Source organism: Rhodococcus sp. GA1, assembly GCF_024321955.1.
In the GTDB taxonomy this organism is placed as follows: Bacteria; Actinomycetota; Actinomycetes; order Mycobacteriales; family Mycobacteriaceae; genus Rhodococcus; species Rhodococcus pyridinivorans.
This window is the reverse complement of the sequence record NZ_CP097186.1, coordinates 4,221,304-4,240,371: the sequence shown is the minus strand read 5'-3', so window position 1 is coordinate 4,240,371 and position 19,068 is coordinate 4,221,304. Positions and strand designations below refer to the sequence as shown.

Below are 19,068 nucleotides of genomic sequence, written 5' to 3'. Positions count from 1 at the left end.
GGCTCGACCGGCGGCAGCACGCCTGCCGGTATAGAAACGAGGGCGTGCCGATACCCGATTTCGTCGTCCAGCTCCGCTCACACGTAGGAACCGCACCCCTGTGGCTGCCGGGGGTGAGCGCGATAGTCACGGACGACGACGACCGCGTCCTGCTCACCCGCCGCGCCGACAACGGCATGTGGGCCGTGGTGTCCGGCATCCTCGAACCCGGCGAGGAACCGGCTGTCGCCGCAGTCCGGGAGGTGCTCGAGGAGACGGGTGTCGCCGCCGAGATCGTGCGGCTGACGAGCGTCGACGTCACCGCACCCATCACCTATCCCAACGGCGACGTCGCGCAGTACCTCGACGTGTGCTTCCTGCTCCGCGCGACCGGCGGGGACGCACGCGTCGCCGACGACGAGAACCTCGAGGTGGCGTGGTTCGTGCCGGACGACCTCCCCGAGCCACTCACCGAGACGTCGCGTCTGCGGCTCGGGAAGGCCCTCGCCGGGCGTGCGGAGGCCTGGTTCCGTCAGTAGGCAGTGTTGATCGGACCCGGGCTCCACAGACCGCTGCGCGTGACCGTGGCGGTGTCGAGTTCCGCGGTCTCCGTCGACGGATCGATCGGTGTGTACTGCTCGATCGCTCCCCAGTCGCGGTCCCAGTCGTGATCGAGATACGACGGGATCGTGCGGGCCCGCAACAGCTGGTCGGTCCAGCCGAGAGGACCGCCACCGTTGTGGTCCTGCCACAGATCCGTGGAGATAGCACCGATCCGGTCCGGCAGGATCCGGTACTCGGGGATCTCGGCGATGCCGTTGCGGTGCACCATCTGCCGCTGGCACGGGAAATTGAGACCGACAGCCCAGTCCAGCAGGACCGGTGTGTCGCTCCCGACGACCTGCTGCAAAGTCTGCGTCTGCGGCACGCGCGGCGGGGTGAACGCCAGCCACTGTTCGGGCGCGAGATCGTTGTCGGAGGCGACGATCCGCACCGCGTCGACCTCGGCCGGCAGCGTGTCCATCGGGACACGCAGATTCCTCCACGAGGGCGACGGACCGATGTCGATCGGCAGCGCCCGTCCCAGCGCGGTCACGCGGCCGTCGGCAGCGGTGGTTCCGTATTCGAGTTCGAGTCGCTGACCGTAGGTTTCGGTGCCGTCGGCGTCGACGGAGAAGATCCGGCCGGCCGCGGCGATCGTGACGAGATCCCCACGCGATCCGGTCGCGTCGGGCTCGGGCAGCCGGAACCAGGCGCTCGTGACGTCGCCGAGGGACGATCCGTGGCTGCCCAGCACCGGCGTGGTCACCGGATCGAGGCCGAACGGCAATGCGACGGTGCTGCCGTTGATTCCGACTCTGCCGGTACCGCCGCCGGTGCCACCGGTACCGCCGGTCGAGCTCTGGTCGTCGTTCGTGTCGACGGTGTTGGCGGTGCCGGCCGAGGCCGAGTCGTCGTCCGGGGTCAGATCGAGCGCGACACCACCCGGCGTGAACCCGTCCCCTCCCCCGGCATCGAGAGCGGAGGCCGCGTCGGCGCCGATGGGGGTGAGCACCGAGGCGTTCGGATCCGTTTCGAGCAGCACGTCGTTCGCGAGCGCACACGAGTTGCCGGTGAGCGTGTCGACGTTGGACCGTGCCACCGAATAGCCCGGGTACTGCGAGATCGCGCCCTTGGCCAGTGACAGCACCTCGAACAGCACCATCACCGCGGCGGCGACGGTCAACGGCGGCACCGCCCACAACCGCGACGGGGTGTCGGTGCGGGTGGAGGCGACGGGGTGGATGTGCCACCACGCGGCCAGCAGCAATGCGACGACCGTCACGGCGAAGAAGACGGTGGAGAAACCGAATCCGGCGACCGACGGCGGCTTGTCCCACCACGGGACCCCGTAGCTCGAGACGTACCACCAGCCGTTGGGGCCGATGAACGACATGGTCACCACGAACGACACCGCCGCGGCGAACAGGGCGCGGTTGCGTCGCGAACGCAACACCGCAGGGCCGGTGGCCACGGCGGCGAGCATCGCCACCGCGGCGGCCAGACCGGCGTAGATACCGAAGTGGTGGGTCCACTTCGTCGGCGCGAACATCATCAGCACCAGCGCGCCGAGGGTGATGCCGACGATGCGGCGGGACGGTCCCTGCGCGGTGCCGGGGATGTGTCCACCGCGGCGCAGCATCGCCACGATCGCCACCGCCAGGCACAGCACCAGGGTGAAGACCGCGAACCTGCGGGCCAGCGAGCCGTCCACGGTGATCTGCAGCAGGTACTGGTAGCGCAGATACTCCTGGAACCACGGCACGTTCGGGCCGACGCCGTGCACGTGCTGCATCTCCAGCACCGCCGCGAGGGTCTGGTCGGCGAAGACCGACACCAGGATCACCAGTCCGGTCGCGATCATCGGCGCGAGAACGGGCAGCCATCCCAGGGTCTGCGCCCGCCGATGGAGGATGCGGGCGATCGGGCGGGCACCGGCGATCAGCGCGGCGAAACAGATGATGCCCGACGGTCCCGCGGTCACGGTGAGCGCGGCGACGAGGATCGCGGCCGCCGCGGGCAGCAGACGCCGGGTGGCGATCGCGCGTTCGACCGAGCACCAGGTGAGCACGACGCCCGTCGCGACGATCGGTTCCGGGCGCAGTCCGTTGTTGAGCGGCAGCCAGAACGCCAGGAAGACCAGCGCCCCGGTCCACAGCGGCAGCCGGTTGCGGCGTAGCGCGACGCCGAGACGCGGAGCGACCTCGCGGCTGAGCACCCACCAGCACAGGATTCCGGCGGTCAGTGCCGGTAGCCGCATCCAGACGCTCGCCGTCGAGACCTGGGTCATCAGGGCGAGGACGTCGTAGAAGGGAGTGCCGAAGGGTGCCTCGGGCACACCGAACCACCGGAAGTAGTTCGCCATGTACCCGGCCGCGCCCGCGGCGCGAGCCATTCCGAGCTGGTAACCGTCGTCGGCGGTGTTCGCCCCGATGACGTGCCAGACGAGCAGCGTTCCGACGACCAGCGCGTCGATGCGGGTGAACGACCACCACGACGCCGGCAACAGGCGGCGGTGGCGACGACCGTCGGCGCGGTCGAGCCGGGCCAGCGTCCACAACGCCAGTGCCGTGGCGACCACCGCGACGATCATCGCGACGATCTTCAGCACCGTCGGAGACGTCGTGAAGCGGGTGTCGACGGTCGCGGTGACCGAGACACCGTCGAGTGCGGGACCGGGCAGGTCGGTGAAGATGCCGACGAGCTGGGGCCGCAGGTCTCGGTCGAAGGTCCGCTCCCCTGACGCCGCGGCCGAGCCGGTGATCGTGGCGACGGTGCGTTCCGAGTTCGAGGACAGGGTGACCGAGCAGTCCCCGGCCAGGTCGTCCACCGGCGCGGAGGCGAGCAGTGTGTTGCGGGAGATCACCTCGAACACCGCCGGCCCGTCGTCACCGGCCGGCCGGACACGGGCGATCAGCCCGTAGCGTTCACGGTCGGGAGCTCCTGCGGGAAGTGTGGAGAAGACGGTGCCGCCGTCCGGCAGCGCGTCGCGCACGGACCGGCACTCGATCGTGGCGTCGAGATCGACCGGTGCGTAGGACACCAACGGCGCCGAGATGCCTGCGTTGCTCTCGCTCTGCGGCCAGTCGATGGTCGCAGTGGTCTGCGTCACGGGCAGGAACGGCATCGCGATGGATGCGACGATCCCCACGACGGCGGCGAGCACCGCCCACAGACGGGTCCGCTGCTCGACTGCCCGCCCGCCCGACGGCACGCGTTCGATTGTCACCGGCCGAGGCGAGCCCGACGCTTCTCTTGTCTCGGTCACGAGGAGCGATGCTATCGGGGACGGGCCGGGCCGCGAAAAGCACGCGATCCCGCACACGGGCGCTGCTGCGCCGGTGTACGGGATCGATGCGTTCGGGCCGGTGACAGAGAACGTCTACGTCAGAAGTCCCAGTCGTCGTCTTCTGTGACGACGGCCTTGCCGATCACGTAGGAGCTGCCGGAGCCCGAGAAGAAGTCGTGGTTCTCGTCGGCGTTCGGCGACAACGCCGACAGGATGGCCGGGTTGACGTCCGTCTCGTCCTTCGGGAACAGCGCCTCGTAACCGAGGTTCATCAGCGCCTTGTTCGCGTTGTAGCGCAGGAACTTCTTGACGTCCTCGGTGAGCCCGACCTGGTCGTAGAGGTCGGCCGTGTAGTGGGTCTCGTTGTCGTACAGCTCGAAGAGCAGTTCGAAGACCCAGTCCTTGAGCTCGTCGCGCTCGGCCTGCGTGATCGTCTCGAGCCCGCGCTGGTACTTGTAGCCGATGTAGTAGCCGTGGACGGCCTCGTCGCGAATGATCAGGCGGATCATGTCGGCGGTGTTGGTGAGCTTGGCCCGCGACGACCAGTACATCGGCAGGTAGAAGCCCGAGTAGAACAGGAACGACTCGAGCAGCGTCGAGGCGGCCTTGCGCTTGAGCGGGTCGTCGCCCTTGTAGTAGTCGAGGATGATCTGCGCCTTGCGCTGCAGGTGCTCGTTCTCCTCCGACCAGCGGAAGGCGTCGTCGATCTGGCGGCTCGAGCACAGCGTCGAGAAGATCTGCGAGTAGCTCTTCGCATGCACCGACTCCATGAACGCGATGTTCGTCAGCACCGCTTCCTCGTGCGGGGTCACCGCATCGGGGATGAGCGAGACCGCGCCGACCGTGCCCTGGATGGTGTCGAGCAGCGTCAGGCCCGTGAAGACCCGCATCGTCAGTTCCTGCTCGTACTCGGTGAGCGTGCCCCACGACTGGATGTCGTTGGAGACCGGCACCTTCTCCGGGAGCCAGAAGTTGCCGGTGAGACGATCCCAGACCTCGGCGTCCTTGTCGTCGGGGACGCGGTTCCAGTTGATCGCGGAGACGCGATCGATGAGTTTGACGCGCACGCCGTCGGCCGGCGAGTGTGCTGCTGCAGTCATCGGTTACCTACCTGAATTGTGTGCTGATGCAAAGACTGTCGTGGAGCAGGGTCACAACATGCAGGAGACGCAACCCTCCACCTCGGTGCCCTCGAGCGCCATCTGCCGCAGGCGGATGTAGTACAGGGTCTTGATTCCCTTGCGCCACGCGTAGATCTGGGCCTTGTTCACGTCGCGGGTGGTGACGGTGTCCTTGAAGAACAGCGTCAGCGACAGCCCCTGGTCGACGTGCTGCGTCGCGGCAGCGTAGGTGTCGATGATCTTCTCGTAGCCGATCTCGTAGGCATCCTGGAAGTACTCGAGATTCTCGTTCGTCATGTAGGGCGCCGGGTAGTAGACACGCCCGATCTTGCCCTCCTTGCGGATCTCGATCTTCGACGCGACCGGGTGGATCGAGCTCGTCGAGTGGTTGATGTACGAGATCGAACCGGTGGGCGGAACCGCCTGCAGGTTCTGGTTGTAGATGCCGTGCTTCTGCACGGACTCCTTCAGCTCGCGCCAGTCCTGCTGCGTGGGGATCGCGATGTCCGACTCGGCGAACAGCTGACGGACCCGCTCGGTGGCCGGCTCCCACACCTGATCGGTGTACTTGTCGAAGAACTCACCCGAGGCGTACTTCGACTCCGGGAAGCCCTTGAAGTACGAGCCGCGCTCGATCGCGATCTTGTTCGACGCACGCAGGGCGTGGAACAGCACGGTGTAGAAGTAGATGTTCGTGAAGTCGACGCCTTCTTCGGACCCGTAGAAGATGTGCTCGCGGGCGAGGAAGCCGTGCAGGTTCATCTGGCCGAGGCCGATGGCGTGGGATTCGTTGTTGCCCCGCTCGATCGACGGCACCGACGAGATCGTCGTCTGGTCGGAGACGGCCGTCAGGCCGCGGATGGCGACCTCGATGGTCTGCGCGAAGTCGGGCGAGTCCATCGTCTTCGCGATGTTCAGCGAGCCGAGGTTGCACGAGATGTCCTTGCCTACATGACTGTAGGACAGGTCGTCGTTGAACTCCGAGGGAGTCGAGACCTGCAGGATCTCCGAGCACAGGTTCGAGTGCGTGATCTTGCCGGCGATCGGGTTGGCCCGGTTCACCGTGTCCTCGAACATGACGTAGGGGTAGCCCGACTCGAACTGCAGCTCGGCGACGGTCTGGAAGAACTCGCGCGCCTTGATCTTCGACTTGCGGATGCGCTTGTCGTCGACCATCTCGTAGTACTTCTCGGTGACGTCGATGTCGGCGAAGGGCTTGCCGTAGACGCGCTCGACGTCGTACGGCGAGAACAGGTACATGTCCTCGTTCTTCTTCGCCAGCTCGAAGGTGATGTCGGGGATGACGACGCCCAGCGAGAGGGTCTTGATGCGGATCTTCTCGTCGGCGTTCTCGCGCTTGGTGTCGAGGAAGCGGTAGATGTCGGGGTGGTGCGCGTGCAGGTAGACCGCACCGGCACCCTGACGGGCACCGAGCTGGTTGGCGTAGGAGAAGGAGTCCTCGAGCAGCTTCATGATCGGGATGACGCCGGAGGACTGGTTCTCGATCTTCTTGATCGGAGCGCCGTGCTCACGAATGTTGCTGAGCAGCAAGGCGACACCGCCACCGCGCTTGGACAGCTGCAGTGCGGAGTTGATGGAGCGGCCGATCGACTCCATGTTGTCCTCGATGCGGAGCAGGAAGCAATTGTGCACCACAGCGCCGCGAATCGTATAGGTATGTGTGCCCTCGACGTGCAGGTTGTACACCTTGCTCGGCGTCTCGTCGGTCTTCGCGATCTCACGGATTCCGTAGACATGACGCCCGTGCGCCACCTGATAGGTCGTGCGCTTGGCGCCCTTCCGCCCGACATAGTTGTGCAGGTTCTTGCCGACGTCGAAGATGAAGTCTTCGTTGGTACCGGGCACCCCGGGGACGAACACATGGCCCGTCACATTGCCCGCCTGGTTGATGTACTGGCGAACAACCGACACGATGCCCAGGCGGCGCAGGATCAACTGCACCTGATCCACCAGTTCCGGATTGACGAGATCGAGGATCATGCCGCCATTGGTGCTGCAGCCGTCGCCCCTGAACAAGCCCGCAAGCAGACCGCGCTGAAACTCTTCATCGGCAGTCATGACATCGCGCGTCAGGCGTTTCGTACTGTAACCGGTCCCGGCAAGCGACAGCAGCAATGACGCCACCACCTTGCTGTTGCAACCCATCTTGGTCGAGTGGTCCGACTGGTTGGTGGACTGAGAGAGTTCGACGCCGAATACTTGCTTGAACGCCGCCGCCAGATCTGCCTGGTACTCGACCTCGTGTGCACCGAGAGTGAAGTGAACACCATTGGGTTGCACACCGTCGACACCCGCACGCTTGGATACGTAGCCCTCGGCAACATACCAGCCGAGAATCAGTCCGAACTCGTACGATTCCTCGACGTATCGGTTGACACCGACGAAGCGCTGACTGTGACGCTGCTTGTTCCGATGCTTGGCATCAACGTTCACCTTACGAATCAGACCATCGACCTCTTCGTACAGTCCATTACCAACATGGTCCATGAGGTCGAAAACGCGCTTGTCGCGCTCACCCAACGGCGCCGCGGTGACAATGAAGTCGGTCGGGCGCACGTCCTGGGCAGCGAGCCATACGAAACCGTTGAAGGGATCCGCTCCATCGCCGTCGATCAAGGTCTCGACATCACGCTCGGTCCACACCAGGATAGGATGCTCCGGAGTGCACCGAATCGGCTCTTTGTGCCCGAAGTGCGAAATCGACACCAAGGCTTGATCATTCGTGTTCTCGATCAGCTCCTCGACCGCGTGGTACGCCCCGTCGTGCGACAGGACCAGATCCCCCGCCTGCAGGGTCTCGATAGCCCGCTGCCCGTCGATCGTGTCGATGAGCGTACCGGCGGGAAAGCACGAGACGGGCTCGCCGCGCTGCTTCTTGCCCGAGTTGAGGAAGGTCGGGGTGGCCGGCTGGAAACGACCCGAGATGATCTCGTCGACGAGGTGCCGGGCGAGGATCTCGTCGCCGTCGGCGAGCGTCAGCGCGACCATGCACACACGGTCCTCGAAACGCTCGAGGTAGCGCTTGCCGTCGAACGTCTTGAGCGTGTACGAGGTGTAGTACTTGAACGCACCGAGGAAGGTCGGGAACCGGAACTTCTTCGAATATGCGTGCTCGAACAGCGATTTGACGAATGCGCGCGAATACTTCTCGAGCACCTCGGGCTCGTAGTAGTTCTCCTCGACGAGGTAGTCGAGCTTCTCGTCGAGGTTGTGGAAAAAGACCGTGTTCTGGTTGACGTGCTGCAGGAAGTACTGACGGGCGGCGGCCACATCCTTGTCGAACTGGATCTCGCCGTTGGGGCCGTACAGATTCAACATCGCGTTGAGCGCGTGGTAGTCGAGATCCTTGAGCGAATCGTCGAGGTGTGCGCTCGTGGCGGGAGCGGGATCGGTAATGGTCACAGTGCTGTCCCCACTTGTCGGAGTTAGGAAACGGCCGCGCAGTCACGTCCGCGACGCGCGTCGAATACGGATACGGATGTGGCTCAGGCGTTCTGGAGCACGGACTCCCAGAATCGGGCGAGACCGTCGCGGACACGCTCGACGTCGTCGGTCGTGCCCATCAACTCGAACCGGTACAGATACGGCACCTTGCACTTGCGCGAGACGATGTCTCCCGCGAAACAGTACGAGTCGCCGAAGTTGGTGTTACCCGCCGCGATGACACCGCGGATCAGGCCCCGATTGTGCTCGTTGTTGAGGAATCGGATGACCTGCCTGGGAACGTAGCGGGTATCACGGCCCGTGGCGGTCGTCCCGCCACCGTAGGTCGGCACGATCAGCACGTACGGATCGTGGACCTCGAAATTTCCCTCACGATCGTGCAATGGGATACGGCTGGCCGGAATCCCGAGTTTCTGCACGAATCGGTGGGTGTTCTCGGATGTACTCGAGAAGTACACCAGCGATGTTCCCGGGATCGACCCCAGCGAAGCCATCGGTAGTCACCACTCTTCATTCGATTGCGAAGACCGGCCCGGGCGGACACGGAAGAACACGTCCGCCCGGAGACGACGACGATCGGGCCGCCGCGAACGCGGCCCGGGCTCAGGCAGCGACGGTGAGCGCCTTGATGCGGTCGGGGCGGAAGCCCGACCAGTGGTCGTCGCCGGCGACGACGACAGGCGCCTGGAGGTATCCCAGCGCCATGACGTAGTCGCGGGCCTCGGGGTTCTCACTGATGTCGACGACGTCGTACTCGATGCCGGCCTTGTCGAGGGCGCGGTAGGTGGCGGTGCACTGGACGCAGGCAGGCTTGGTATAGACGGTGATGTTCATGAATGCCCCTTTTCCGACGGCCGTGGGCGGCCTGACGACTGACTGCTGTGCGTTACCCGGAAGCCCACTCATCCGTCCGATCCCGCTTCCCCGAGAGATCGTCGGCACTTGTGGCCCTCCAGCGGTCTAGACACTACACCTTGTGTCCATCGGATACACAGAACCCAGGATGTTGTGACTTACAAAGGTGATATTCCCAGGTCGCGACCCTCCCTCCACGGCGTTTCGGGCGTGTCCCGGCGTGTCGCCGCAGCGCGTACGAGAGAGACCTCGAGCACAGTGTGGCGGGTGCCACCGACAACTTCGCGAGGGCACCGCGAGAACACCCTCCGAAGGGCCTGCGCGGGGAGCTCCGGGCGGGAAGAATGACTCCTCGTGCACCCGGTTCGCGCGATGCTCGCCGCACTGCTGGCACTGTCCCTGTGCGCCGCCTGCGACTCGCGCCGTGAGTGCGAACCGATCTCCGCCCCGCTCGACGAGACGAGCACCGCGTGTCCCCGCTTCGGCATCAGCACCCCGGGCGGCCCGGTGGCCGTCGACGAGTACCGCGCGGTCACCGAGGCGGTCGGCACCGCACCCGGCGCGGTGCTGTGGTTCGTCGACTTCCTCTCCCCACCACCCGTCGGGGCCCTCGACATCGTGCGCGCCTCGGGAGCCGACCCGATCGTCACGTGGGAACCGTGGCTGCAGCGTGGCGACGGGACGTACGACCGGACGTCGATCACGATGGCCGACATCGCCGCCGGGATCCACGACGACCATCTCTACCGGTGGGCGGACGAACTCACCGTCTGGGGCGGGACGGTGTACCTGCGCTTCGCACACGAGCCGAACGGGGACTGGTATCCCTGGGGTCCCGCCGGCGGCACCCCACCGGAGACCTACGTCGCGGCGTGGCGACACGTGCACGAACTGTTCGCTTCCAAGGGGGCCGACAACGTGCGCTGGATCTGGACGGTCAACGTCCCGCACGAGGGCAGCAGTCCCATCGCACCCCTGTATCCCGGTGACGACCACGTCGACGTCGTCGGGGTCGACGGTTACAACTGGGGCACCACCCGGCCGTGGAGTCGCTGGCAGTCCCCCGAAGATCTGTTCGGACCGACCTTCGACGAGCTCGGCCGGATCGCCCCGGGTCGTCCCGTCGCGGTCACCGAGGTCGCGAGCGCGGAGGCCGGTGGGTCGAAGCCGGACTGGATCCGGGATCTGGTGGGTTACTTGGACAGTCACCCCGCGGTGACGACGTTCGTGTGGTTCCATCACAACAAGGAAACCGACTGGCGCCTGACCAGCACGGCCGAGTGCGCGGCGGCCCTGGACGACGCTCTGCACAGGAGACACACCGCACGATGACATCCGAGGCGTCGCTGCTCCCCGACCATCTCGAGGACGAGCGCATGCGCGACGTCGAGCGACTCGAGCTGCTCGACACCCCTCACGAGGAGCGCTTCGACAAGATCACCCGCATGGCGTGCCGCGTGTTCGGCGTCCCCATGGCGTCGGTGTCGCTGATGGACCACGACCGGCAGTGGTTCAAGTCGATCCTCGGACTCGAACTCTCCGAAGTTCCTCGCGAGAGGACGGTGTGCCGCACCACCATCGCGCGCGCGTACGAGCGGCCGGACGACCCCGCACTCGTCCTTCCCGACGCCTCAACCGATCCCGCCTTCATGGACATCCCCGGTATCGGTGGTGAGGGTGGGATCCGGTTCTACGCGGGTTACCCCCTGTTCGGTCCGGCCGGTCATCCCGTGGGCACCTTCTGCATCTACGACACCGAGGAGAGGAACCTCGACCCGGATCAGCTCGACACCTTCGCGGAGCTGGCCGAATGGACCCAGCGCGAACTCGACCGGTCCGACGAACTCGACCGCGCCGCCGAGATCCAGAAGCAGCTCCTCCCCCGGCCGCTATCCGACCTTCCGGGCTACGAGATCACCACCGTCTGCCTGCCCGCCTTCGTGGTGGGTGGCGACTTCTACGACCACTACCGGCTCCGTGAGGGCGTCGTGATCTCCGTCGCCGACGTGATGGGAAAGGGCCTCGGCGCGGCGATCCTGGCGTCGGGCGTGCGTTCCTCGTTGCGCGGTGCCGGCCGGGTGCTCGAGCGCTTCGGACGTCGTCCGGTCGGCGTCCTCGACACCGGGATGGCGCTGACCCTCGGCGCCGAGCACCTCGCCGACGACTTCGAGCACACGGGAACGTTCGCCACCTCCTTCGTCGCTGCGATCGAGTTCTCCACGGGAGACGTCGACCACGCCGATGCGGGGCACGGACTCGCGGCGATCCGTCGCGCGGACGGCGGGGTCGAACCCCTCGAGGGCGACGGTCCCCCGCTCGGAGTGTTCCCCGCCACCACATGGACATCGGAGACCGCGCACCTCGCTCCCGGCGACATGCTGGTGGTCTGCTCGGACGGACTGCTCGACCTGCTCGACGAGAACAGCGACCCGGCGGCACTGTGCCGTTTCGTCGCCGGCCATCCGACCCCGGAGGCGCTGGTGGCCGCAGCACGTGCCCTGACGGTGAACGAACCTCCGCTCGACGACGTCACGGTCGTCGCGATACGACGGAACGAGATGTCGTGAAGGCCGTCACGAAGGAGGGCTACCCGTCACCGTTCCTGCGTGTCCTCATCGTCCTCACGGTCGTCGTCGGCCTGAACTACATCGTCTGGCGTTGGCTGTTCTCGGTGAACTGGGATGCCTGGTGGATCGCGGTTCCGCTGGTGCTGGCCGAGACCTACAGCCTGATCGACTCGTTGCTCTTCGCATTGACGATGTGGCGGCTGAGGAGACGGCCCGAACCACCCGCAGCGCCGGAGGGGATGACGGTCGACGTCTTCATCACCACCTACAACGAACCGGTCGATCTGGTGTTGCGGACCGCCACGGCAGCGAAGCGTATCCGGTATCCGCACCGGACGTGGATCCTCGACGACGGATCCCGGCCCGAACTCGCCGCAGCCGCCGCCGAACTCGGCGTCGACTACATGACGCGGGCGGCGAGCTGGACGAACAAGCCACGCCATGCCAAGGCGGGCAACCTGATCAACGCGCTGCTGCATTCGGACGGCGAGTTCCTGCTCATCCTCGACGCCGACCAGGTGCCCGAACCCGAGATCCTCGACCGCACACTCGGATATTTCACCGACGACCGCACCGCCCTGGTCCAGACACCGCAGTACTTCACCAACGTTCCCGAGTCCGACCCGCTCGGCAGCCAGGCCCCGCTGTTCTACGGCCCGATCCAGCAGGGCAAGGACGGCTGGAACGCCGCCTTCTTCTGCGGGTCCAACGCAATCCTCCGACGCGAAGCGCTCATGCAGCTCGGCCTGACCGGTTACGTCCAAGCCGTCGAAGACGGAGTCGAACGCACCCTGCGCACCGCAGGAAAGGTGGTCGACCGCGCACGCCGGAAGGTGCCCGCCGACCAGCCCGACGTCGCCGCGGCACTGGATTCGGTGCGACAGGCCGTGCGTACAGCACGCGGCGAACGGCGGGCCGGCGCGGCGCTCGCCGACGTCACCTTCCGCTTCCAGCAGGCGGTCGACGCCGCCGCGCGCAGCATCGTCGATGCCGACTTCGGTGGTATCCGAGCCGATCTCGAGGAGATCGCCGCCCTCGACGCGCACGGCACCGACGCGCTCACCATCGACGAGACCGTGCTCGACCGCCTCGCCGACCGCGAATGGTCGCCGCTCGGCGCGCTCGAATCGATCCGGGCGATGATCCGGGCCGTCGACGTCGACCGCGCCGAGGAGGCCGAGCCGATGCTCGCGTTGGCCACGATCTCCGTGACCGAGGACATGGCCACCTCCATGCGTCTGCACGGCGCGGGTTGGAAGTCCGTCTACCACCACGAGATCCTCGCCTACGGACTGGCACCGGAGGATCCGAAGACGATGGTCACGCAGCGACTCCGGTGGGCGCAGGGCACGATCCAGGTGATGCTGCGGGAGAATCCGCTCGTCCAGAAGGGCATGACCCTCGCGCAGCGCCTCATGTACTGGGCGACGATGTGGAGTTATCTCTCCGGTTTCGCGGCCCTCGCCTATTTCGCGGCGCCGATGATCTATCTCGTCTTCGGGATCCTGCCGGTGGAAGCCTACAGTCTCGACTTCTTCGCGCGGCTCGTCCCGTTCCTGATCCTCAGTCAGCTGCTGTTCTTCGTCGTCGGCCGCGGCACGCCGACCTGGCGCGGCCAGCAGTACAGCCTCGCGCTGTTCCCGGTGTGGATCAAGGCATGCTGGACGGCCTTCCTCAACGTGTACTTCGACAAACCGCTCGATTTCGCGGTCACCCCGAAGACACGCCAGGGCGGCGAGGGCGTCCCCTGGTATCTGTTCCGTCAGCAACTGCTCGTCATGGCACTGCTGGTCGTGGCGGCGGTCGTCGGCGCGGTGCGGTTGTTCCTCGGCGACATCTCGGTTCTCGGCGTGACCGCGAACCTCGTCTGGGTCGTCTTCGACCTGTTGATTCTGTCGGTGGTGATCGGCGCGGCTCGCTACCGTGGACCCGAGAACGAAGGAGTTCGATGAGCCATTACGAAACCCGCACGGTCGGAACGAGTACCGTCGTGCAACCCACCGGTCGTCTGAACATGGTTGCGGCGCCACGTCTTCGCGAGCAGTTGCGCGATCTCGTCGAGAACGGATCCCATCGGCTCGTCGTCGACCTCAGCACGACCGAGTTCATCGACTCGTCCGGGCTCGGCGCACTCGTGTCCGGATTGAAGGCGGCGCGGCAGGCCGGCGGCGACCTGCGGATCGCCTCGCCCACGGCGCAGGTGCAGAGCGTGCTCGCGCTGACCCGCCTCGATCGGGTCCTGGCGACCCACGACTCCGCGGACGCGGCCTTCGATGGCGACTGACGCCCCGTCCGACGCGCAGCCGTCCGACGGGGCGCCCTGCCGGTGGGAGTTGTCCGCCCCGACGAGCGAGGGCACCCTCGACCGGATCATGGATCTGGTCGCGGAGATGTTCGCCGCCGAGGAACTCGACGAGTCCGACCGCGTGCAGTTCGAGATCGCGGTCGCGGAGATCGCCGCGAACATCATCGAGCACGCCGGCCGGGGACAAGCTGTCTCGGTGACGCTGACGCTGGAGCTCCACCCGGATCGTCTCGAAGCAGTATTCATCGACGACGGGGCCCCGGCACGTGTGGATCTGCGTTCGGTCGAACTCCCGGATGCCCTCGCCGAGCGCGGTCGAGGACTCGCCATCGCCCTCGCCGCGCTCGACGAGCTGCGGTACCGGCGACAGGCCGGCACCAATCGCTGGCTGCTGGTCTGTCACCGGTCCGACGCGTCAGGGCAGTCCGGGCAGTAGGTCGTCGAGGCGGGCCGGTAGGTTCCGGACCCGCACTCCGGTCGCGTGCCACAGGGCGTTGACGACCGCCGCGGCGCTGCCCACGATCCCGATCTCACCGATCCCCCGCGACCCCATGGGTGTCGCATGCAGGTCCTCGTCATCGAGCCAATCCGCTTCGACCCGGCGGATGTCGGCGTGTGTCGGCACGTGGTATTCGGACAGATCGTGGTTGACGACGTGCCCGAAACGCGCGTCGCGGATGCTCTCCTCGAAGAGCGCCATCGAGATCCCGAAGGACATCCCGCCGATGACCTGCGAACGCGCGGTTCGCGGATTGATCACCCGTCCCACGGAGAACAGACCGAACATCCGGGGCACCCGGATCTCGCCGGTATCGGCGTCGACGTGCACCTCGGCGAAGTGCACACCGAAGGACTGCGCGGTGTAGTGCTCGAGTTCGCGGTTCTCGGCTGCCGACGCGGACAGTTCGGCACCCACCGGCGGGTCGTCGCCGAAACGTTTACCGAATTGTTCTGCGGCCGTGACGATCGCGGTTCCCCAGGACGAGGTGCCCGACGATCCGCCGGCCACCGTGCCGTTGGGCAGTGCGCTGTCGCCGATCTCGAGGTCGACGTCCTCCGGTCGGCATCCGAGTGCGTCGGCGGCGATGAGGGTCAGGGCCGTCCACGCACCCGTACCGAGGTCGGTGGCTCCGATGCGGACGGAGTAGCGCCCCTCCCCGAGATACCGGATCTGGGCTTCCGAGCCGGGATTGACCATGTGGGGATAGGTCGCGACCGCCATGCCGGTACCGATCAGGGTGTTGCCCTGCCGCCGGGTGCCGGGTTCGCGGTCGGACGGATCCCACCCGAATCGCTGTGCTCCTCCGCGGAGGCATTCGACGAGCCGGCGCGACGACCACGGCTTCCCCGTCTCCGGATCGGACTCGGGTTCGTTGCGGATGCGCAGTTCGATCGGGTCGATCCCGAGTTCGGCGGCGAGCTCGTCCATCGCGACCTCGCCGGCGAACATGCCCGGCGCTTCACCTGGCGCGCGCATCCAGAACGGCGCCGGCACGTCGAGAGTGATCGCGCGATGCGACGTACGGGCGTTGGCGACGTCGTAGAGATTGCGCAGCGGCACCCCCGCCTGTTCGACGAATTCGGTGACCCGGGACGACTGGGCGAACGCCTCGTGCACGAGACCGGTGAGCTTGCCGTCACTGTCGGCCGCGAGCCGGATGTGCGAGGCGGTCGGAGCGCGGTACCCGACGTAACCGAACATGTCTGGTCGGGAGACCGCGAACTTGATCGCTTTCCCGGCCAGGGCCCGCGCCGCGAGTCCACCGAGGACGTCGTGCGCGTGAGGACCGCCCTTGGAACCGAATCCCCCACCGATGTACGGACAGACCACCCGCATCCGGGCCGCGTCGAGACCGAAGACCGGCGCGAGGGTCTCGACGACACCGTGCGGATGTTGCGTCGAGGTGTACAGCGTCAGAGTGTATCCGTCGGTCTCACTGTTCGACGGCACGACGTCGTTCCGCCAGATCGCGACCACGGTGTGCGGTTCGAGTGGATTGTTGTGTTCCTCAGGGGTGGAGTACCACTGATCGATCACCGTCTCGGCGCGGGCGAACGCCGCGTCGACGTCGCCTCGCTCGGTGTCGGGTTCGTAGCCGCCGTTGACGGTCTCGGGTGTGTACCCGTCGGGATGGTCGGCGCGGAAGAGCGCGTCGTGCGGTTCCTCGCTGTACTCGACTTTCAGGAGCGAGCATGCCTCCCGGGCGATCTCGAAGCTCTCCGCGACGACCGCGCCGATGATCTGACCCCGGTACAGCACGTCGGGTGTCTGCAGGACGGAGTACTCGCCCTCGGCCTCTTCGGTGAGACGTGGGGCGTTCCAGGGAGTGAGGACCTTCAGCACCCCGGGCACCGCTTCTGCGGCGGCGGTGTCGATGCGGTCGACGCGTCCACGGGCGATGGTGGAGGTGAGCGGTACGAGGTAGGCGCGATCGTCGACCGGGTGCTCGTAGGCGTACGGTGCCGTCCCGGCGACCTTCGCCGGTCCGTCGATGCGCGCGGTGGAGCGTCCACCTGCTCGGATCGGCTCGGGGCTCATGCGGATCCACCTCGTTCCCGTCGTTCGTCGAGTTCGCGCAGGGTCGCCACCACGGTTCGCCGCAGCAGCGGGATCTTGTAGGCGTTGCCGTCGAGGGGACTCGCGTCGGCGAGTTCGGCCTCGGCCGCCGCAGCGAAGACCTCGTCGGAGGGTTGTTGCCCGAGGAGTGCTTCCTCCGCGCGGTGTGCCCGCCAGGGCCGGTGTGCGACCCCACCGAATGCGATGCGGCACCCGGTGATCGTCCCGTCCGCAACGGTCATCTCGGCCGCTACGGAGACCAACGCGAAGGCGTAGGACGCCCGGTCGCGCACCTTGCGATAGGTGGACAGCGAACTCTGCGCCGCGGGGATCTGCACGCCGACGATGAGGTCGTCGCGTTCGAGCACGGTGTCGCGCTCGGGTGTGTCGCCGGGGAGTCGGTAGAAGTCCTCTACCGCGATGGCGCGCTCGCCGTCCGGGCCGAGGACCAGGACTTCGGCGTCGAGCGCGAGCAGGGCGACCGCCATGTCGGACGGATGGGTGGCCACGCAGTGCTCCGAGGCGCCGAGGATCGCGTGGTAGCGGGTGTATCCGCCGATGGCGGAGCAGCCGCTGCCGGGTTCGCGCTTGTTGCAGGGGGTGCTCACGTCCCGGAAGTACGAGCACCGCGTGCGCTGGAGCAGGTTGCCGCCGGTGGTCGCGGTGTTCCGGAGCTGGGGTGAGGCACCGGCGAGCAGTGCGCGCGACAGCACCGGGTAGTTGCGCCGCACGAAGGGATGCGCCGCGAGGTCGCTGTTGCGGACGTTGGCGCCCACCCGGATTCCCCCGTCGGCCGTCTCCTCCACGGCGTCGAGCGGAAGATGCGAGACGTCGACGAGGAGATCGGGGGTCGCGACGCCGAGTTTGAGGTGGTCGACCAGATTCGTGCCGCCCGCGAGGAAGACCGCACCCGGTGTCTCGTGCACGACGGCGACGGCGGCGGCGGGATCTGCCGGTCGCTCGTAGCGGAGGGGGCTCATCGCGTCTCCTCCGTATCGAGGCGGCTGTCGCCGACACCGATTCGGCTGTCGCCTGCACCGATTCGGCTGTCGCCGGTGGCGACGGTGCGGATCGCCGAGACGATGTTGGGATAGGCGGCGCAGCGGCACAGATTGCCGCTCATGCGTTCCCGGATCTCGTCGTCGTCGAGTTCGGGTGCCTGTTCGAGATCGGCCGTTACGTGACTCGGCGCCCCGTCGGCGAACTCGTCGAGCATGCCGACGGCCGAACAGATCTGGCCGGGGGTGCAGTAGCCGCACTGGAAGGCGTCGTCCTCGATGAACTGCGCCTGGAGCGGATGCATCTCCCCGTCGCCGAGTCCGGCGGCGGTGACGATCTCGGCGCCGTCGTGCGAGGCGGCGAGGGCCAGGCACGAGAGGGTGCGCCGGCCGTCGATCAGCACGGTGCACGCTCCGCACTGACCGAGATCGCATCCCTTCTTCGGGGACGTGATCCCGAGGCGGTCGCGCAGTGCGTCGAGCACGGTGGTGCGGACGTCGATCGGGACGCGACGCTCCACCCCGTCGACGTGGAGAACTATGTCGAGATCGGGTCGGTGGCCGGTATCGGTCCTCGTGTCCCCGCTTGTCATGGGCAAACCTCCGAACAGTGGGCTGTGTTCGGGGCATTCCCGCTGCAGGCGTCATCGAACCGTCGAGATGCGACGAGCGACGAGGGGAGCGTCCGCGGCTCGGCCGGACCCTGCGGATACGCGGTGCCGGAGACCTCACGGGTCTCCGGCACCGGGGGTGGCGGTCGGTCCGCCGGCCGCTCTCGGTGCCGGCGGTACCGGCAGGGACGACGGACGTCTCGATCAGGCGTCGGCGAGCACCTTGGTGGCGTCGGCCAGTGCGGCGACGACCGTTGCGACCTGCTGCGCGGTCTCGGCGTGCTCCTTGGCGTGCTCGCCGCCGAACTTGCCGAAGGTTTCGCCGACCGACAGCGAGCCGGCGTCGACGACCTTGCCGCCGGCGATTCCGACGACCTTGACCGCGTCCTCGAGCGCCCACTTCGCAGCGTTCTGGCTGGGCGACTGGCTGACGATGGCGACGGGCTTGCCGCTCAGTGCGCCGGCACCGTAGGGGCGCGACAGCCAGTCGACGGCGTTCTTGAGCACCGCGGAGACGGTGCCGTTGTACTCGGGCGTGACGATCAGCACGGCATCGACCTCGGCAGCGGCGTCGCGCAGAGCCACGGCAGCAGCGGGGGCAGCCTCGCCGTCGAGATCCTCGTTGTAGAAGGGAACGTCGGCGAGGCCCTCGTAGAGGGTCACCTCGACGTTCTCGGCAGCAACCGCCGCGGCGGTCTCGGCGAGCTGGCGGGAGACGGAGCCGTCACGCAGGCTGCCGACGAGGGCGAGAACTCGGGTCATGGGAACATCCTCGGGTCGA

At 66.9% G+C, this 19,068-nt stretch carries 14 protein-coding genes and 3 pseudogenes; 6 read left to right on the top strand and 11 right to left on the bottom strand.

Annotation, left to right across the window (positions count from 1 at the left end):
• Positions 1 to 44 precede the first annotated feature (44 nt).
• Positions 45 to 518: an NUDIX domain-containing protein gene (locus M3330_RS19830; protein WP_064061603.1), complete on the top strand. Its 474-nt coding sequence runs from the start codon at positions 45 to 47 to the stop codon at positions 516 to 518.
• Here the strand turns inward: M3330_RS19830 and M3330_RS19825 are convergent.
• From M3330_RS19825 to M3330_RS19805, 7 genes and pseudogenes are all read right to left on the bottom strand, one after another.
• A complete protein-coding gene (locus M3330_RS19825; RefSeq protein WP_255026062.1) occupies positions 512 to 3,748 on the bottom strand; it encodes an arabinosyltransferase domain-containing protein in 3,237 nt (1,078 codons plus the stop codon). The two genes, M3330_RS19830 and M3330_RS19825, sit on opposite strands and share 7 nt — an antisense overlap.
• A 158-nt stretch (positions 3,749 to 3,906) precedes the next feature.
• Positions 3,907 to 4,908: a class 1b ribonucleoside-diphosphate reductase subunit beta gene (gene nrdF, locus M3330_RS19820; RefSeq protein ID WP_006550395.1), complete on the bottom strand. Its 1,002-nt coding sequence runs from the start codon at positions 4,906 to 4,908 to the stop codon at positions 3,907 to 3,909.
• 51 nt (positions 4,909 to 4,959) lie between these two features.
• Positions 4,960 to 6,576 (bottom strand): annotated as a pseudogene (nrdE, locus tag M3330_RS24540) (class 1b ribonucleoside-diphosphate reductase subunit alpha); the annotation flags it as partial.
• A 24-nt stretch (positions 6,577 to 6,600) separates the two neighbouring features.
• A pseudogene (locus M3330_RS24535) lies at positions 6,601 to 7,743 on the bottom strand (LAGLIDADG family homing endonuclease); the annotation flags it as partial.
• A 51-nt stretch (positions 7,744 to 7,794) separates the two neighbouring features.
• Positions 7,795 to 8,268: pseudogene (locus M3330_RS24530) on the bottom strand (ribonucleotide reductase N-terminal alpha domain-containing protein); the annotation flags it as partial.
• Positions 8,269 to 8,435: 167 nt separating this feature from the next.
• Positions 8,436 to 8,888, bottom strand: a complete 453-nt coding sequence (nrdI, locus tag M3330_RS19810; protein ID WP_006550391.1) for a class Ib ribonucleoside-diphosphate reductase assembly flavoprotein NrdI — start codon at positions 8,886 to 8,888, stop codon at positions 8,436 to 8,438.
• A 109-nt stretch (positions 8,889 to 8,997) separates the two neighbouring features.
• On the bottom strand, positions 8,998 to 9,228 hold the full coding sequence (locus tag M3330_RS19805) for a redoxin NrdH (protein WP_006550390.1): 231 nt from the start codon (positions 9,226 to 9,228) through the stop codon (positions 8,998 to 9,000).
• Between the two features lie 393 nt (positions 9,229 to 9,621).
• Between M3330_RS19805 and M3330_RS19800 the strand changes: the two genes are divergently transcribed.
• From M3330_RS19800 to M3330_RS19780, 5 genes are read left to right on the top strand one after another with little or no spacing between them, the layout of a single operon-like run.
• Positions 9,622 to 10,581, top strand: coding sequence for a glycoside hydrolase family 26 protein (locus M3330_RS19800; protein ID WP_255028934.1), 960 nt, complete (start codon positions 9,622 to 9,624; stop codon positions 10,579 to 10,581).
• A complete protein-coding gene (locus M3330_RS19795; RefSeq protein WP_255026061.1) occupies positions 10,578 to 11,816 on the top strand; it encodes a PP2C family protein-serine/threonine phosphatase in 1,239 nt (412 codons plus the stop codon). The genes M3330_RS19800 and M3330_RS19795 overlap by 4 nt, the downstream gene beginning before the upstream one ends.
• Complete coding sequence (locus tag M3330_RS19790) at positions 11,813 to 13,768, top strand: glycosyltransferase (protein WP_033097720.1); 1,956 nt, start codon at positions 11,813 to 11,815, stop codon at positions 13,766 to 13,768. The genes M3330_RS19795 and M3330_RS19790 overlap by 4 nt, the downstream gene beginning before the upstream one ends.
• Positions 13,765 to 14,100: an STAS domain-containing protein gene (locus tag M3330_RS19785; RefSeq protein ID WP_033097719.1), complete on the top strand. Its 336-nt coding sequence runs from the start codon at positions 13,765 to 13,767 to the stop codon at positions 14,098 to 14,100. Before M3330_RS19790 ends, M3330_RS19785 begins: the two co-directional genes overlap by 4 nt.
• Positions 14,090 to 14,557 carry an ATP-binding protein gene (locus M3330_RS19780; RefSeq protein ID WP_024101422.1) on the top strand — a complete coding sequence of 156 codons (468 nt, stop codon included), beginning with the start codon at positions 14,090 to 14,092 and terminating at the stop codon, positions 14,555 to 14,557. The genes M3330_RS19785 and M3330_RS19780 overlap by 11 nt, the downstream gene beginning before the upstream one ends.
• Here the strand turns inward: M3330_RS19780 and M3330_RS19775 are convergent.
• The 4 genes from M3330_RS19775 to M3330_RS19760 all read right to left on the bottom strand — a co-directional run bounded on the left by M3330_RS19775 (position 14,537) and on the right by M3330_RS19760 (position 19,049).
• Positions 14,537 to 16,660, bottom strand: coding sequence for a xanthine dehydrogenase family protein molybdopterin-binding subunit (locus M3330_RS19775; protein ID WP_255026059.1), 2,124 nt, complete (start codon positions 16,658 to 16,660; stop codon positions 14,537 to 14,539). The genes M3330_RS19780 and M3330_RS19775 overlap by 21 nt on opposite strands.
• A complete protein-coding gene (locus tag M3330_RS19770; protein ID WP_024101424.1) occupies positions 16,657 to 17,658 on the bottom strand; it encodes a xanthine dehydrogenase family protein subunit M in 1,002 nt (333 codons plus the stop codon). Before M3330_RS19770 ends, M3330_RS19775 begins: the two co-directional genes overlap by 4 nt.
• Complete coding sequence (locus M3330_RS19765) at positions 17,655 to 18,269, bottom strand: 2Fe-2S iron-sulfur cluster-binding protein (RefSeq protein WP_051121499.1); 615 nt, start codon at positions 18,267 to 18,269, stop codon at positions 17,655 to 17,657. Before M3330_RS19765 ends, M3330_RS19770 begins: the two co-directional genes overlap by 4 nt.
• Before the next feature lie 222 nt (positions 18,270 to 18,491).
• Positions 18,492 to 19,049 (bottom strand): NAD(P)H-dependent oxidoreductase, encoded by a 558-nt coding sequence (locus M3330_RS19760; protein WP_006550386.1) that lies wholly within the window; start codon positions 19,047 to 19,049, stop codon positions 18,492 to 18,494.
• Positions 19,050 to 19,068: the final 19 nt, after the last annotated feature.

Excerpts from the sequence above, each read along its gene's own strand:
- nrdF (WP_006550395.1), bottom strand. The coding sequence starts at position 4,908 with ATGACTGCAGCAGCACACTCGCCGGCCGACGGCGTGCGCGTCAAACTC.
- nrdI (WP_006550391.1), bottom strand. The coding sequence starts at position 8,888 with ATGGCTTCGCTGGGGTCGATCCCGGGAACATCGCTGGTGTACTTCTCG.
- M3330_RS19805 (WP_006550390.1), bottom strand. The coding sequence starts at position 9,228 with ATGAACATCACCGTCTATACCAAGCCTGCCTGCGTCCAGTGCACCGCC.
- M3330_RS19800 (WP_255028934.1), top strand. The coding sequence starts at position 9,622 with ATGCTCGCCGCACTGCTGGCACTGTCCCTGTGCGCCGCCTGCGACTCG.
- M3330_RS19795 (WP_255026061.1), top strand. The coding sequence starts at position 10,578 with ATGACATCCGAGGCGTCGCTGCTCCCCGACCATCTCGAGGACGAGCGC.
- M3330_RS19785 (WP_033097719.1), top strand. The coding sequence starts at position 13,765 with ATGAGCCATTACGAAACCCGCACGGTCGGAACGAGTACCGTCGTGCAA.
- M3330_RS19780 (WP_024101422.1), top strand. The coding sequence starts at position 14,090 with ATGGCGACTGACGCCCCGTCCGACGCGCAGCCGTCCGACGGGGCGCCC.
- M3330_RS19775 (WP_255026059.1), bottom strand. The coding sequence starts at position 16,660 with ATGAGCCCCGAGCCGATCCGAGCAGGTGGACGCTCCACCGCGCGCATC.
- M3330_RS19770 (WP_024101424.1), bottom strand. The coding sequence starts at position 17,658 with ATGAGCCCCCTCCGCTACGAGCGACCGGCAGATCCCGCCGCCGCCGTC.
- M3330_RS19765 (WP_051121499.1), bottom strand. The coding sequence starts at position 18,269 with ATGACAAGCGGGGACACGAGGACCGATACCGGCCACCGACCCGATCTC.
- M3330_RS19760 (WP_006550386.1), bottom strand. The coding sequence starts at position 19,049 with ATGACCCGAGTTCTCGCCCTCGTCGGCAGCCTGCGTGACGGCTCCGTC.